Raw genomic sequence first — 13,254 nt, forward strand, 5'->3', positions numbered from 1 at the left:
CCGACACCCGCGGGCTACCATTCCCCGCGACGCCCCGTGCCGGGGAGCTTGCTTGTGGTACCGACGATGCGGCTGCTGGTGATTGAAGACAATCGCAACCTGGTCGCCAATCTCTTCGATTACTTCGAAGCGCGCGGCCATGTGCTGGATGTCGCGCCCGATGGCGTCACTGGCCTGCACCTGGCGAGCACGCAGCGCTATGACGCGCTGATCCTGGACTGGATGCTGCCGCGGATGGAGGGCCCGGAGATCCTGCGCCGGCTGCGCGAAGAACATCATTCCCAGGTGCCGGTCATCATGTTGACCGCACGCGATGAGTTGCCCGACAAGATCGCCGGCTTCCGCGCCGGTGCCGACGATTACCTCACCAAGCCGTTCGCACTGCCGGAGCTGGAGGTGCGGCTGGAAGCACTGCTGGCACGTGCCAACGGACGCCAGCAGCGGCGCGTACTGGAAGTGCACGACCTGCGGCTGGACCTGTCGACGCTGGAAGCGACGCGCGCCGGCCAGGTCCTGCACCTGTATCCGGCCTGCCGCAAGCTGCTGGAGGTGCTCATGCGCGCCAGCCCGGCGGCGGTGCCGCGCGAGGCCCTGGAGTTCGCGCTGTGGGGCGATGAACCGCCGGATGGCGACATGCTGCGCTCGCATGTGTACGAGCTGCGCCGCAGCGTGGACGCACCGTTTGCCGAAAAGCTGATCCACACCCTGCCACGGGTGGGGTACCGCCTCTGCGCACCGGCATCCACGCCGGTGGCAGATGCGACGGATCGGGGATGAAGCGCAAGCCCCTGGGCCGCAAGCTGCTGGGCTGGCTGGCCACCTATCTGGCGCTGGTGACACTGGCAGTGTTCGGCGCCGCCAACTACGTGCATGAACATGCCGAACACGCGGTGTGGCGCGCGCTGCTCAACTCCGAGCTGGACAGCATCCTCGGTCACCTGCGCGAGGATGGCGACTACCGCTGGCAGGATTCGGACACGCTCCGCCTGTACCGCGAATCGGACCCCGGAGGGCTGCCGGCGGAGCTGCGTGGGCTGCACCCTGGCCTGCATGACGGCGAGTTCATCGAGGCCCGCAAGAGCGCGCTGATGGTGCGGCAGACCCCGGACCTGGGGCGGGTCGTGCTGGTTCTGGACATCGCCGACTTCGCCGAACTGGAAGGTTTCATCAGCCGCCTGGCCATGTGGGCCGGCGTGGCCCTGGCCATCGTGACCCTTTTGATGGCCTGGGTGGGCGTGGCGCGGCTGGTCCATCCGTTGTCAGCGCTGGCGCGGGACATCGGCGAGCTGCAACCGGAGAAGCCGGGCCAGCGGCTCGAAGTTGGGCCGCAGGGCAGCGCCGAACTCGAGGTCATCGCCGCCGCGCTCAACGATTACCTGCGGCGCAACGAACAGTTCGTCGAGCGCGAACGCACCTTCGTCGGCATGGCCAGCCACGAACTGCGCACGCCGGTGGCGGTGATCACCGGGGCCGCCGGGCTGGCGCTGGAACAACCCGGCCTGCCCGAACGTGCGCGCCAGCAACTGCAGCGCGTGGAAAGCACGGCGCGTGGCATGGAGGAGCTGATCCAGATGCTGTTGATGCTGGCGCGGGAGCCGGCGCGGCTGGCCGCCCTCGCCGAGCCGGTGGCGCTGGATCGGCTGTTGCCGGAGATCATTGCCGACCACCGACACCTGGCCGAGGGCAAGGCGCTGGAGATCGTCATGGAAACTGCGCCGGCCTGCGAAATCCTGGCGCCTTCGGGCGTGATCCAGGCCACCTTCGGCAACCTGCTGCGCAACGCCATCGAGAACAGCGACCGCGGGAAGATCGTCGTGCGCCTGTCAACGCAGGGGATGGTCATGATCGACGATCCCGGCCATGGCCTGAGTCCGGAGGAGATCAGCCAGGCGTACGCGCAACTGGCGCGCGGCGGGCGCAGTCCGCTCGGTGGCCTCGGTCTGGACCTGCTCGGAAGGCTGTGCGAACACCTGGGCTGGACACTGCGCTTCGAGTCGCTTGCAGGCGCCGGCACGCGGGTCATCCTCGGGATGGGAGCTTCGCTACCGCCCGGGAGCCCAGGCTAGGTCACTTCTGCGCGTCATTCACGCGCACGGTGCATACACGAGGCAGGAATCGAAAGATGCCTGTTGCGCCACGCGGATGCATGGCGCCGCGGCCGGATCAGCTGACTGGCAGGCCGCGTTGTTCCAGCCAGCTGCGGGCGTTTTCCGCATCCTGCTCGAACCACGCCCGGGTGGAGCCCAGGCGGTAGGTGTAGCCCCAGGCATCCATGTCGGCCATCAGCCGCGCGCTGCCGACGCCGGGCAGGCGGCCGGCCAGCACGATCTGCAGGTAGCAGGTGGCGTCCTCTTCCTCGACCGAATCGGTGGCATCGGTATGCACCGCGGCGCGGCGCTCGGCCGGCAGAACGATCAGGTGGCAGGCCTCGTGCAGCATCGAGTGCACCGGCGTGTCATCGCGCACGTATACGTCGTGGGCAATGACGCCGGCTTCCGGCTCGCCCCAGTAGCTGCCGGGGATCTTGTCGCCGTCAGCGACGCGGTTCAGCCGCAGCCCGTACTGCGCGAGCAGGCCTTCGGCGTCGGCCCACGCGATATCGCCCACGCACAGCACATCCGGCGTGGGTTCCTGGGTATCAGCCGGATGGTCGGGCATGGGAATGGCGGGATCGGAAAAAAACAGGACCGCCAGCGGCGGTCCCGGGATTCAGCAGGTCAGGACTGCGGGCCTTCGGGCAGGGCAACCGAGATGTCGAGCACGTCGTGCTCGCCATCCTTGACCAGGTCGACCTTGACCGCATCAACATCGATGTTGACGTACTTCTTGATCACTTCCAGCAATTCGCGCTGCAGCAGCGGCAGGTAGTCCGGCCCCCCGCGCTGGCTGCGCTCCTGGGCGATGATGATCTGCAGGCGGTTCTTGGCCGTTTCCGCGGAGGTCGTCTTGGTCTTGAGGAAGTCGAACAGTCCCATGCTTACCCTCCGAACAGCTTGCTGAAGAAGCCTTTCTTCTCCACGCTGGTGAAGCGCATCGGGCGTTCCTCGCCCAGGATGCGGCGAACGGCATCTTCATACGCCTGTCCGGCCGGCGATTCGGCATCGAGGATGACCGGTTCGCCCTTGTTGGATGCATTGAGCACGTCGCCCGATTCGGGGATCACGCCGATGGCCTTGAGCCCCAGCACTTCCTCGACGTCACCGATGGACAGCATCTCGCCGGTCTCCACGCGGGCCGGGCTGTAGCGGGTCAGCAGCAGGAACGCCGGCACCGCGCCGCCGTTCTCGGCCTTCTGGGTCTTGGAATCGAGCAGGCCGATGATGCGGTCCGAGTCACGCACCGAGGACACTTCAGGGTTGACCACGACCACGGCGCGGTCGGCGAAGTACATCGCCAGGAACGCACCCTTCTCGATGCCGGCCGGCGAGTCGCACAGGATGTAGTCGAAACCATCGGCTGCCAGGTCCTTGAGGACCTTCTCCACGCCTTCCTTGGTCAGCGCGTCCTTGTCGCGGGTCTGCGAGGCAGCCAGCACGTACAGGTTGTCGAAGCGCTTGTCCTTGATCAGGGCCTGCTTGAGCGTGGCCTCGCCATGGACGACGTTGACGAAGTCGTACACCACGCGACGCTCGCAACCCATGATCAGGTCGAGGTTGCGCAGGCCCACGTCGAAGTCGATGACCGCGACCTTCTTGCCAAGACGGGCCAGGCCGCACGCCAGGCTGGCGCTGCTGGTGGTCTTGCCCACGCCGCCCTTGCCGGAGGTGACAACGATGATTTCAGCCAAAGGATTTCTCCAGAATGTTCGTTAGGGGGCTGCGTCAGTCCAGCGCAGCGATCTTGATCTGGTCCTGTTCCAGCCAGACCTGCACGGCCTTGCCGCGCAGCTGTTCGGGAACATCGTCCAGCACCTTGTAATGACCGGCAATGGCAACCAGCTCGGCATGGAAATCACGGCAGAAGATCCGCGCGCCGGTATTGCCCTGGGCACCCGCCAGTGCCCGGCCACGAAGCGTACCGTAGATATGGATGCTGCCGTCGGCAATCACCTCGGCGCCGGCGCCGACGGTGGACAGTACGGTCAGGTCGCAGTTCTCCGCGTACAACTGCTGGCCCGAGCGCACGTTGCCATGCTGCATGCGGCCGGGCTGCGGCGCGGCGGCCGGCGGAGCCGGGGCGGGCGCAGGTTCCGGGCGCGGCGGCGGAGGCGGCGCGGCGGCAGCTGGTTCGGCGCGTTCGTACTGCGCACGGAACTTGGCCAGCAGCGGCAGGCCGAGCTGCTCGGACAACCGTTCGGTCTCGGAGGTGCCATAGGCCAGCGCGACCGGCAGCACGCCGGCGCCGCGCAGGCCATCGAGCAGGGCCTTGGCCGTGGCCACGTCGGGCACGTGGCTCAGGCCGCCGAAATCCAGGATCACCGCGGCGCGGCCGAACAGCTTGGGCGCGCGGGCCACACGTTCCTGCATCTCGCGCACGAGGCGCGGGACGTCGAGGGTGCGGATGCGCAGGTTGGCAATCCCGACCTGGCCGATCTTCAGTTCGCCGGCCTGTTCGTAATCCATGTTCACCGCCACGCTCAGGTCCCCGTTGCCTGCTGGCCCGCGGCGACGACGCGCGGCTTGCCCACCCAGGGCGCGTCCGGCAAGTTGTCGCCGTAGGTCTTGCGCACCCATTCATAGCTGCACAGGTCCTTGAGCAGCATGCTGGCGCGCACGTCGACGTCCGGCATCAGGTTCTGCCCGACCTCGCGGAAGCCGAAGCTGCCATGGAACAGCAGGGCCGCGTCGGCGCCGTGGTCGAGGAACACCTCGCAGGCCATCTGCGGGTAGCGCAGCTCGGCATAGCTCTGGGCATCGGCGTAGAACGCACGGCCCACGCCGCCACCGCGGCGACGGGACGCCACGACGATGCGGTCGATGTAGAAGAACTTGGGGTAACGCTCGCGGAACCAGGCGAAATTGCAGCTGTCGTGCTGGTTGTCGCTGCCGAAACCGACCAGGAAACCGGCCAGGTTGCCGTCGCGCTCGGCGACGCGGAAGTACTCGGCGTTCTCGTAGAAATGGCGCAGCCTTGCTGCATCCAACGGCAGGATCGCCAGCCCGGCATTGTTGTTGAGTGCCAGGACGGAATCGAGCTCGTGCTCGCGCACGTCGCGGATGACGATCGACATTAGGACTCCGTGGGGTAACGCGGTCGGCCCCGAAGGGCTGTGCGCCCGATTATCGCATGGGCGGCTCGGCGCAAGCGAGCGTAAGTGCATGACTTCCGTGGGAGTGCGCGGAAGCGGGTTCAGCCTAAGATGGCCGGATGTTGGGATACCTCAGTCATACCCGCGTCCTGCGGCTAGCCGGCCTGTTCACCTGGGCCATCGTCTGCGTGCCCTTGGTCTACGCACAGTACGTGCCCGTGGAAGAGGGCGGCGGCTTCCTGTACGAACGCGCCGAGGTGCTGTGGCTGTTCATGGCCTACCTGGCCTTCGGCGGCTGTTATTTCTGGCTGACCCGGGGCCTGTCCGCCGGCGGCCATTCGCAGTGGTACGACCGCTTGATGCTGCTGGCGCTGACGATCTCGGCGCTGGCGGTGAGCTACCTCAGTGGTTCGGGCCTGGGCAGCATCCTGATGATGGTCGCCGCAGGGGTGATTCCGTGGCTGCTGACCGTGCGGGTGGGCGTTGCGTGGCTGCTGCTTAGCCAGCTGGCGGTGCTGCCGGTCTATTACCTGATCCTGGGTTTTCCACTGTTCGAGGCCCTGATGCAGTCGCTGCTGTACGGCGGGTTTTCGATGTTCATCTTCGTTACCAGCCTGGTGGCGCGGCAGCAGACCGAGGCCCGCGAGGAGCAGCGCCGGCTCAACGCCGAACTGCGCGCCACCCGCCTGCTGCTGGCCGAGAGCGCGCGCATCAACGAGCGCACCCGCATCTCCCGCGAGCTGCATGACCTGCTGGGCCACCACCTGACCGCGCTGAGCCTGAACCTGGAAGTGGCCGGGCACATCACCGAGGGCCAGGCGCAGGAGCACGTCCGCCAGGCCCACACCCTGGCCAAGCTGCTGCTCACCGACGTGCGCGAGGCGGTGAGCCAGCTGCGCGAGAGCGGCACCATCGACCTGGCCGCGGCGCTGCGGCCGCTGACCGAGCAGGTCCCATCGCTGGACATCCACTTGGACATCGACGAGCCCCTCAACGTCGAGGACCCCGAGCGCGCCCACGTGCTGCTGCGCTGTACCCAGGAAATCATTACCAACGCCGTGCGCCACGCCCGCGCCCGCAACCTGTGGATCCAGGTGCGGCGCGAGCAGGGGCAGGTGGTCATTGCCGCGCACGACGATGGCCTGGGCGCCGATCCGGCAGGCATGATTCCCGGCAATGGCCTGCGCGGCATGCGCGAGCGTGTCACCCAGTATGGTGGCGAACTGAATATCGAGACCGGGCAGGGGCGGGGCTTCCGGCTGACCCTGTCGGTCCCCGGCGTTGCCAGCCCGATGCTGGCCCCCGTTCCACAAGGAGTGCACTGATGATTCGCGTCTGCCTGGTCGACGACCAAACGCTGGTGCGGCAGGGGATCCGCTCGCTGCTGGCGCTGGATGACGGCATCGAGGTGGTGGCCGAGGCCGCCGACGGCCGCCAGGCCGTGGAGATGATCCCTGGCGTGGCCCCTGACGTGGTGCTGATGGACATGCGCATGCCGGTGATGTCCGGCCTGGAGGCGCTGCAGACGCTGTCGCGGCTGGGCCAGTTGCCGCCGACCATCATCCTGACCACCTTCGACGACGACCAGCTGGTGCTGGCCGGGCTCAAGGCCGGGGCCAAGGGTTACCTGCTCAAGGACGTGACCCTGGAGCAGCTGGTCGGCGCGATCCGCACCGTCGCCGATGGTGGTTCGCTGGTGCAGCCGGCGGTGACCCAGCGCCTGCTGTCCGGGCTGGAGCACATGCGCAACGAGTTCGTCAGCCTGGACCGCCCGGACCCGCTGACCGACCGCGAGACCGAGATCCTGCGGCTGATGGCCAGTGGCTTTTCCAACAAGGAGATCGCCAACTCGCTGGGCGTGGCCGAGGGCACGATCAAGAACCACGTGTCCAACATCCTGTCCAAGCTCGGCGTGCGCGACCGCACCCGCGCCGTGCTCAAGGCCTTCGAGCTGCAGCTGGTCTGACCGACAGGATGCCCGGCCCGCCGCAGCGCGGCGGGCGTTCGCGGCCACGCGAGGCGGTGCCTCGCAGGCAGTGGCCGCTCACCCTGTCCAAGCTCGGCGTGCGCGACCGCACCCGCGCCGTGCTCAAGGCCTTCGAGCTGCAGCTGGTCTGACCGACAGGATGCCCGGCCCGCCGCAGCGCGGCGGGCGAGGCGCTGCCTGTCTGAACGGTTGAGCCGGTGTGCTGTGCTTTGCCGGAACTGGCGTGAAGGCCGTCCATCATCGCCGGAATGCTGCAGTGCTCATGTCCAGCGGTGGCATGATGCGCTACCCTCCGCTGCCGTTACGCGGAGAATTCCGCTGCCGGCATGGAGGTCGGTAACCGACCTCGTAAACAACGGCCGCGTTCCCTGATAGGATGGGGGCTTGGCTTCAATCAACCCGGCCGTGGGATCGGCCCCGGAGACTCCTGAATGACCCGTATTATCGAGTTCCTGATCGCCTTGGGGATCGTGGCTGGCCTGTTCGTCATCATTGGCGTGTGTCTGCCGGGCGAGCGCCACCTTTCCGAAAGCATCGAGACCAACCGCAAGATGACGATCGTGTACGACACGGTCAGCAGCCTGCGCCGCTTCAAGGACTGGAACCCGCTGGTACTGCGCGATCCCGCCGTTGAACTGAAGCTTTCCGGCCCCGAGTCGGGCGTCGGTGCCCGCCTGGACTACAGCTCCAAGGAAGGCTCGATCGGCCAGGGCAGCTGGGAGATCACCGAGGCCGAGAAGGACAGCCGCGTGGCCATCGCCATCCAGGATCGCGCCAAGGGTCATGACAAGACCACGGTGTTCAACCTGGAGCCGACCGGCAAGAACAACCGCAACGTCAAGATCACCCAGGAATACAGCGTCAAGTACGGCTTCGACCTGCTCGGCCGTTACGCCGGCCTGTACGTGACCCGTCACGTCGGCGACGACCTGAAGCTGGGCCTGTCGCGCATGGTCAACATGCTGGCCACCGTGCCGAACGTGGACTACCGCGCCTCCGAAGCCCCGCTGACCGACCTGAAGGTCGTCGACGTGCCGGCCGAGGACCTGCTGGTCGTCAACGCCGGCAACATCGATCGCGGCAACGACACCATCCGCAAGTCCATCGAGGACAACCAGGAGTGGATCAAGCGCGCGATGGAGGCCAACGGCCTGGAAGCCGCGGGTCCGGTTCGCATCGTGACCACCGACTTCGGTGCCGAGAAGTACGCCTTCGACGTGGCCCAGCCGGTCCGCAAGAAGGGGGCCGAAGGCAAGCTGGAAGTGAAGATCCCCGGCGGCAATCCGGCCACCTACGTCCACACCGAACCGCGTCGCTCGGCCTACGCAACCTACACCGGCCACATGGCTGGCCTGGACATCGCACGCAACGCCCTGCGCGCGTGGGCGACCACCGCCGGCTACGAAGTGGTTGATCGCCCGTACGAGTCCTGGAAGGGCGGCGTCGACAAGGCCTTCACCACCGAAGGCAGCTACGACGTGTACTGGTCCATCAAGTAAGCAACTGCTTCGCGATGACCTGATAGTCGAAAACGCGCCGCTCCATGCGGCGCGTTTTTTTTTGCCGGCCACCTGGCCGCAGGCAGGAAAAACGATGATGCTCAGCCTGGAACGACGCGCCCGCAAACCTTCCCTCCTGGCCTGCCTTGGCGGGCTGCTCGCTGCCGCGGCCATCGGCGTGTCGGCCTGGGCCGCCCATGGCGTGGCCGACCCGCATGCGCAGTCACTGCTCGACACCGCCTCGCTGTACGCCTTCGGCCACGGCGCCGTGCTGGCTGCGCTGGGGCCGCGTGCGGACCGCTCGTTCGGCCGCCTGTCGCTGTATCTGTTGCTGCTGGGCACGCTGCTGTTTTCCGGCAGCCTGGTCGCCGGGGCGATGCTGCAGTGGTCGACCCGGCTGGCACCGATCGGCGGCGGCACGCTGATGGCCGGCTGGCTGCTGCTGGCGATCAATGCGCTGCGGCGCTGAACCGGCTGCGACGATGGGGCTGCCCGTCAATCCGGTCCATCGTGCGCGCGCCCGCCGCACCCTTCTGCTGCCGGGGGCCTGAGCCATGCCCCGGCATCCGCGTGGCTTTGATGTCGAGCGGGCACACAGGCATCTGTTGCGCCATGACCGGGCGCTGGCCGGCTGGATCCGTCGCATTGGGCCCATCCCGCCGCCGGATGGCTGGCGACGTCCTTTCGACCCGGTCGATGCGCTGGCCCGCTCGATCCTGTTCCAGCAGCTCAGTGGCAAGGCCGCTTCCACCATCGTCGGCCGCGTGGAGCTGGCCATCGGCAGTGACCGCCTGCATACCGACACGCTCGGCCGTGTCGATGACGCGACGTTGCGGGCGTGTGGGGTATCGGCCAACAAGACGCTGGCGCTGCGCGACCTGATGCGGCGTGAGGCCGAAGGCGGGATTCCCAGCCTGCGCCGCATGGCATTCATGGACGAGGATGCGATCGTGCAGGCGCTGGTGCCGATACGCGGCATCGGTCGCTGGACGGTGGAGATGATGCTGATGTTCCGCCTCGGCCGGCCCGACGTGCTGCCGGTCGATGACCTTGGTGTGCGCAGGGGCGCACAGCTCGTCGATGGACTGGACGCCCTGCCGACACCAAAGCAGCTGGCCGAGCGCGGCCGGGCCTGGGGTCCGTACCGTACCTGGGCCAGCCTCTACCTGTGGCGGATCGCTGACGGCGCCGGTGACGATGTCACCGCGCCACGCACCAACCGCTCGCAGGACTAAGCGACAGCCGAGCGGCGTTATCCGGGCCGGGCGCTCGCGTCGGCCGCGCCATGGAAGCGCCAGTGCCAGGGTTCGTAGACGATGCCGTGCGGGTTCTCGCGCGGATAGCTCATGTGGAAGCCGAAGTCCGCGGCGCGGCCTTGCAGCCAGACGAAGGCCTCGGTGGTTTCGAACGATTCCTCGGCCGGTGGCTCGCCGGGCGTGCCGATGTCCAGTGCGTCGCCGCCATGGTGCTCGCTGAAGCCCGGCGCGGCGTTGACGGTGAGGATCTGCGCGACGCTCTGCCCGCGCGCGAGCTTCCGTTCGAAGATGCCCAGCTGGTAGTCGTGGCTGCGGTAGCCGGAGATGGCGTGCAGGGCCACGTCATCAACGGCAGCGGCCAGGCGCAGGCGCTGCCAGCCGCGTGCCGCGGCGGGCGAGAGCCACAGCGGGCGGCGCCAGCAGTCGAAACCGGCCAGCTGCAGCACCGCCGGTTCGGCTTCCAGCTCGAGGCCGGTGCGCGTGGCGTAACCCTCGTCCAGCCCGAGCTGGTCCAGGCGCTCGTGCAGCCGGTCCAGCGGCAATGTGGTGCCGATGCCGGGGATGCCGCGCGGCTTGCGCTGCAGTTCGTACACTAGGGCGAGGGCCTGTTCGATGCCTGGCTCGCGGCGCAGCCGCGGCACCAGCGGGAGCAGGCCTTCAGGCAGCGACGCGGCGAGATAACGGCCGTCGCGCTTGCGCCGCAGCACATGGCGGGCACGGGCCAGCGCGCGGGCATCGGCATTGCTGCGCGCGCGCAGCAGGCCACCGGGCCACAGTTCGATGGCCGGCGTGTTGAACAGGAAGGCGGGAGCGGGACGCATGGGGCCAGCTTAGTGCGCGGTGCCAGGAGCGGCCAGTTCGCGGAGTTCATCCAGCAGCTGGCGCGGGTTTTCCGGGCTTACCAGCACCCAGCTGCCATCGCGCAGCGGCAGCGCCAGCACCTTGCTGTTGTCGGTGACCAGGCAGAAGCAGCGGCTGCCGTCGCGCATGCGGAAATGGCCGGAGCGGAAGCCGGGGATCTGGTAGCCGTTGGTCTTGAGCGCGGGCTTGAGGTCGGTGTGTTCCTCCAGGCTCATCACCCGCGCACGGTCCAGCTCCAGGCTGTCCAGCGCCACCCGCCGCCGGTAGAACGTGCTGGTGATCGCCAGCTGCGTCGGTTCCAGCACGATGCGGCGTCGGCGGTACATCAGGGTCAGGCCCAGCATCACCAGCGGCAGGATCACCAGTGGCGACCAGGAGTCGAACGTCGGCCGGATGGGTGGCTTGCCGTCGAACACGTTGAGCACCGGCGCGATGGCCAGCACCACCAGCAGCGGCACCCATAGCCACCACAGCGTCGAGGCGGCCGGCTCGGCCACCTTGACGTGGCGGGGATAGCCGCCGGCCCGCGCCTTCATCGCGACCTGATCCAGCTGGCGATGTCGCCGATCAGGGCCGCATCGACGTGGCCGGGCTGCGCGTATTCCTCCAGGCTGCCCTTGCCCTGCCCGGCAATGCCGAGGTGGTTGAGGGCAGGGTAGTGGTGGAAACGGTAGCGATCGCCGGACAGTTCCTGCTTCCAGCGCTGCCAGTCGGCATCGACCACCTGGAAGTCTCGCCCGCCCTGCAGCAGCAACGCCGGCAGGCCGCTGGCGCGCACGTCGGCCACCGCGTCGACCTGTTCCAGCTCCTGCCAGAAGCGACCCGGGGTGTTCAGCAGTGAGGCTTGGGGATCGCGGCGGACCGCGGCGATGGCCGCGTCCAGTGCGTCCAGGTGCGCCTGTTCCTCGGCGCTGACGCTGCCGTCCAGGTTGACGAAGTAGCGGTTCTGTTCGGCCAGCAGGTCGAGCAGGGGGCGTGCCGGGGCGGCGAACAGCACCAGCCCGGCAACCTTGCCTGCGCTGGCCTTGGCGATGTGCCCGGCCAGCAGGCCGCCCTGGCTGTGGCCGAGCACGAAGACGCGCTTCGGATCGATGCCATCGATGGCGGCCAGTGCGGCCACCGCGGCCACGGCGTCGTCGACGGTTTCCTCGGCGATCCCGAAGCTGGCGGTGAAATCCTGCGGACGCGCATGGGTGCGTTTGTCATAGCGCAGCACGGCGATGCCCTGCGCGGCCAGGCCGCGGGCGATGTCCAGGAACGGGCGGGTCGGACCGATGGTCTCGTCGCGGTCCTGCGGGCCGGAGCCGTGCACCAGCACCACGGCCGGGAACGGTCTCTTGCCGCGCGGCAGGGCGAGGGTGCCGGGCAGGCCCGGCCTGCCATCGTTGCCCGGCACCTCGAAGGCCTGCTCGGAGAACGGCGCATCGGCGGCCGGGGCAGGGGCCGGATCGGCGGCGGCCGGCTGCACCAGGAAGCCGACGACCTGGCCCTCGGCATTCACCGCCACCTGCGCCTGCAGGCGTGCCTTGGCGTATTGCAACGGGATCACCACGCTGCCCGCTCCGCCCTCGGCCTGGCTCACCTTTGCCGGGCCGCGCTCACCGCGTGGGCCGGCCTGGGCTGGTAACGATTCCCACACCGCCTTGAGCTTGTCGGCCGGCACGGCGGCCTTCATTCCCGGCGAGAACATCGCCTCGGCCGCGGCGTACTGGCCGGCGTCGAGCTGGTCGAGCAGGCGCGTGGCGATGGCCTGCGGATCGGCGGCCAGCGCGCTGGCGACCGGAACCAGGGCTAGCAGGGCAGCGAACGTGAGTCGACGCATGTCAGCTCTCCCTCTTGAACAGCAGGATCAGCGGGTACATCGCACCGTTGTTGACCGAATTCACCAGTTCCCAGCCCAGCTGGCCCTGGCGGTTGAGATGGTCCTGCACCACGGAAGCATCGTGGCCGCCAAAGGTCTTGGGTTTCACTTCCACGGTCAGGTACTGCCAGCGCTTGCTCACGACTCGTCCTCCTTGTCCTGTTTCGGTTTGGGCAACCGCCCGGCCTTGCGCAGTGCGTCGCGCAACACGTATTCGATCTGCGCGTTCAGGCTGCGCAATTCGTCATCGGCCCAGCGCTGCGCCGCCGCCAGCACGTCGGCGTTGATGCGCAGCGGATAGGCCTTCTTCTCGCTCATCGCCGCGGGGCCTGTTTCGAGCCGCGGCGCAGGTGCAGCACCAGCGACACGCCGAGCACGTTGACCGCGACCACCAGGGCAATGACCACCGCGTACATCGCGCGCTGGTTGCCGCTGGCCAGGTACAGGCCCAGCGCGCCGGCGAACATGCTCAGCGCGATCAGGGCCCAGCGCAGCCCGGTGCCGCGGGCGTGGTCGCTGTCGTCGCGCCCTGACCAGCCGGCGATGACCAGGGCAGGCACGCCGGTGGCAGCGATGATCAATGGGGCGAGCACATCCATGGC

The 13,254-nt window shown here is 68.1% G+C and carries 18 protein-coding genes and 1 pseudogene; 8 read left to right on the plus strand and 11 right to left on the minus strand.

All coding sequences use genetic code 11. The annotated features are described in order from the left end of the window. Positions 1-66 precede the first annotated feature (66 nt). Positions 67-777: a response regulator transcription factor gene (locus LG380_RS01100; RefSeq protein WP_225766393.1), complete on the plus strand. Its 711-nt coding sequence runs from the start codon at positions 67-69 to the stop codon at positions 775-777. Then, entirely contained in the window at positions 774-2,066 is a 1,293-nt protein-coding gene (locus tag LG380_RS01105; protein ID WP_225763206.1) for a histidine kinase dimerization/phospho-acceptor domain-containing protein, read from the plus strand. The genes LG380_RS01100 and LG380_RS01105 overlap by 4 nt, the downstream gene beginning before the upstream one ends. Before the next feature lie 97 nt (positions 2,067-2,163). On the opposite strand, the gene LG380_RS01110 is transcribed toward LG380_RS01105, so the two are convergent. Genes LG380_RS01110 through LG380_RS01130 form a run of 5 tightly spaced genes read right to left on the minus strand, consistent with a single transcriptional unit; the run spans position 2,164 to position 5,170 of the window. After that, a complete protein-coding gene (locus tag LG380_RS01110; RefSeq protein ID WP_225763207.1) occupies positions 2,164-2,658 on the minus strand; it encodes a hypothetical protein in 495 nt (164 codons plus the stop codon). 59 nt (positions 2,659-2,717) lie between these two features. After that, a complete protein-coding gene (minE, locus tag LG380_RS01115) occupies positions 2,718-2,975 on the minus strand; it encodes a cell division topological specificity factor MinE (protein WP_225763208.1) in 258 nt (85 codons plus the stop codon). Between the two features lie 2 nt (positions 2,976-2,977). Then, complete coding sequence (gene minD / locus LG380_RS01120; RefSeq protein ID WP_225763209.1) at positions 2,978-3,787, minus strand: septum site-determining protein MinD; 810 nt, start codon at positions 3,785-3,787, stop codon at positions 2,978-2,980. Positions 3,788-3,821: 34 nt separating this feature from the next. Further along, entirely contained in the window at positions 3,822-4,562 is a 741-nt protein-coding gene (gene minC / locus LG380_RS01125; protein ID WP_225766394.1) for a septum site-determining protein MinC, read from the minus strand. 14 nt (positions 4,563-4,576) lie between these two features. Then, positions 4,577-5,170 (minus strand): GNAT family N-acetyltransferase, encoded by a 594-nt coding sequence (locus tag LG380_RS01130; RefSeq protein ID WP_225763210.1) that lies wholly within the window; start codon positions 5,168-5,170, stop codon positions 4,577-4,579. Between the two features lie 137 nt (positions 5,171-5,307). On the opposite strand from LG380_RS01130, the gene LG380_RS01135 reads away from it, so the two are divergent. The 6 genes and pseudogenes from LG380_RS01135 (at position 5,308) to LG380_RS01160 (ending at position 9,909) form a co-directional block, all read left to right on the plus strand. Further along, entirely contained in the window at positions 5,308-6,513 is a 1,206-nt protein-coding gene (locus LG380_RS01135) for a sensor histidine kinase (protein WP_225763211.1), read from the plus strand. Further along, entirely contained in the window at positions 6,513-7,154 is a 642-nt protein-coding gene (locus LG380_RS01140; protein WP_225763212.1) for a response regulator transcription factor, read from the plus strand. The genes LG380_RS01135 and LG380_RS01140 overlap by 1 nt, the downstream gene beginning before the upstream one ends. Positions 7,155-7,237: 83 nt before the next feature. Continuing rightward, positions 7,238-7,306: pseudogene (locus LG380_RS01145) on the plus strand (DNA-binding response regulator); the annotation flags it as partial. Positions 7,307-7,606: 300 nt separating this feature from the next. Continuing rightward, the gene (locus tag LG380_RS01150; protein WP_225763213.1) at positions 7,607-8,674 is read left to right on the plus strand and encodes a polyketide cyclase; all 1,068 of its coding nucleotides are present in this window, start codon (positions 7,607-7,609) and stop codon (positions 8,672-8,674) included. A gap of 97 nt (positions 8,675-8,771) precedes the next feature. Then, positions 8,772-9,143 carry a DUF423 domain-containing protein gene (locus LG380_RS01155; RefSeq protein ID WP_225766396.1) on the plus strand — a complete coding sequence of 124 codons (372 nt, stop codon included), beginning with the start codon at positions 8,772-8,774 and terminating at the stop codon, positions 9,141-9,143. An 85-nt stretch (positions 9,144-9,228) separates the two neighbouring features. After that, positions 9,229-9,909: a DNA-3-methyladenine glycosylase gene (locus LG380_RS01160; protein WP_225763214.1), complete on the plus strand. Its 681-nt coding sequence runs from the start codon at positions 9,229-9,231 to the stop codon at positions 9,907-9,909. A 17-nt stretch (positions 9,910-9,926) separates the two neighbouring features. On the opposite strand, the gene LG380_RS01165 is transcribed toward LG380_RS01160, so the two are convergent. From LG380_RS01165 to LG380_RS01190, 6 genes are read right to left on the minus strand one after another with little or no spacing between them, the layout of a single operon-like run. Beyond that, positions 9,927-10,751: a M15 family metallopeptidase gene (locus LG380_RS01165; protein ID WP_225763215.1), complete on the minus strand. Its 825-nt coding sequence runs from the start codon at positions 10,749-10,751 to the stop codon at positions 9,927-9,929. A gap of 9 nt (positions 10,752-10,760) precedes the next feature. Then, positions 10,761-11,327 carry a PH domain-containing protein gene (locus tag LG380_RS01170; RefSeq protein ID WP_225763216.1) on the minus strand — a complete coding sequence of 189 codons (567 nt, stop codon included), beginning with the start codon at positions 11,325-11,327 and terminating at the stop codon, positions 10,761-10,763. Then, on the minus strand, positions 11,324-12,613 hold the full coding sequence (locus LG380_RS01175; RefSeq protein ID WP_225763217.1) for an alpha/beta fold hydrolase: 1,290 nt from the start codon (positions 12,611-12,613) through the stop codon (positions 11,324-11,326). Before LG380_RS01175 ends, LG380_RS01170 begins: the two co-directional genes overlap by 4 nt. Position 12,614: 1 nt before the next feature. Continuing rightward, the gene (locus LG380_RS01180) at positions 12,615-12,794 is read right to left on the minus strand and encodes a DUF4177 domain-containing protein (RefSeq protein WP_225763218.1); all 180 of its coding nucleotides are present in this window, start codon (positions 12,792-12,794) and stop codon (positions 12,615-12,617) included. Continuing rightward, complete coding sequence (locus LG380_RS01185) at positions 12,791-12,970, minus strand: Arc family DNA binding domain-containing protein (protein WP_225763219.1); 180 nt, start codon at positions 12,968-12,970, stop codon at positions 12,791-12,793. The genes LG380_RS01180 and LG380_RS01185 overlap by 4 nt, the downstream gene beginning before the upstream one ends. After that, positions 12,967-13,251: a hypothetical protein gene (locus LG380_RS01190; RefSeq protein ID WP_225763220.1), complete on the minus strand. Its 285-nt coding sequence runs from the start codon at positions 13,249-13,251 to the stop codon at positions 12,967-12,969. The genes LG380_RS01185 and LG380_RS01190 overlap by 4 nt, the downstream gene beginning before the upstream one ends. Between the last annotated feature and the right edge of the window lie 3 nt (positions 13,252-13,254).

This window comes from Stenotrophomonas sp. Marseille-Q4652, assembly GCF_916618915.1.
Taxonomy (GTDB): domain Bacteria; phylum Pseudomonadota; class Gammaproteobacteria; order Xanthomonadales; family Xanthomonadaceae; genus Stenotrophomonas.

What these genes read in the sequence shown, in the direction of transcription:
- LG380_RS01175 (WP_225763217.1), bottom strand. Translation starts at nt 12,613, where the DNA reads ATGCGTCGACTCACGTTCGCTGCCCTGCTAGCCCTGGTTCCGGTCGCC.
- LG380_RS01190 (WP_225763220.1), bottom strand. Translation starts at nt 13,251, where the DNA reads ATGGATGTGCTCGCCCCATTGATCATCGCTGCCACCGGCGTGCCTGCC.
- LG380_RS01165 (WP_225763215.1), bottom strand. Translation starts at nt 10,751, where the DNA reads ATGCGTCCCGCTCCCGCCTTCCTGTTCAACACGCCGGCCATCGAACTG.
- LG380_RS01130 (WP_225763210.1), bottom strand. Translation starts at nt 5,170, where the DNA reads ATGTCGATCGTCATCCGCGACGTGCGCGAGCACGAGCTCGATTCCGTC.
- LG380_RS01185 (WP_225763219.1), bottom strand. Translation starts at nt 12,970, where the DNA reads ATGAGCGAGAAGAAGGCCTATCCGCTGCGCATCAACGCCGACGTGCTG.
- LG380_RS01160 (WP_225763214.1), top strand. Translation starts at nt 9,229, where the DNA reads ATGCCCCGGCATCCGCGTGGCTTTGATGTCGAGCGGGCACACAGGCAT.
- LG380_RS01170 (WP_225763216.1), bottom strand. Translation starts at nt 11,327, where the DNA reads ATGAAGGCGCGGGCCGGCGGCTATCCCCGCCACGTCAAGGTGGCCGAG.
- LG380_RS01110 (WP_225763207.1), bottom strand. Translation starts at nt 2,658, where the DNA reads ATGCCCGACCATCCGGCTGATACCCAGGAACCCACGCCGGATGTGCTG.
- LG380_RS01135 (WP_225763211.1), top strand. Translation starts at nt 5,308, where the DNA reads ATGTTGGGATACCTCAGTCATACCCGCGTCCTGCGGCTAGCCGGCCTG.
- LG380_RS01150 (WP_225763213.1), top strand. Translation starts at nt 7,607, where the DNA reads ATGACCCGTATTATCGAGTTCCTGATCGCCTTGGGGATCGTGGCTGGC.
- LG380_RS01105 (WP_225763206.1), top strand. Translation starts at nt 774, where the DNA reads ATGAAGCGCAAGCCCCTGGGCCGCAAGCTGCTGGGCTGGCTGGCCACC.
- LG380_RS01140 (WP_225763212.1), top strand. Translation starts at nt 6,513, where the DNA reads ATGATTCGCGTCTGCCTGGTCGACGACCAAACGCTGGTGCGGCAGGGG.
- LG380_RS01100 (WP_225766393.1), top strand. Translation starts at nt 67, where the DNA reads ATGCGGCTGCTGGTGATTGAAGACAATCGCAACCTGGTCGCCAATCTC.
- minC (WP_225766394.1), bottom strand. Translation starts at nt 4,562, where the DNA reads ATGGATTACGAACAGGCCGGCGAACTGAAGATCGGCCAGGTCGGGATT.
- LG380_RS01155 (WP_225766396.1), top strand. Translation starts at nt 8,772, where the DNA reads ATGCTCAGCCTGGAACGACGCGCCCGCAAACCTTCCCTCCTGGCCTGC.
- minE (WP_225763208.1), bottom strand. Translation starts at nt 2,975, where the DNA reads ATGGGACTGTTCGACTTCCTCAAGACCAAGACGACCTCCGCGGAAACG.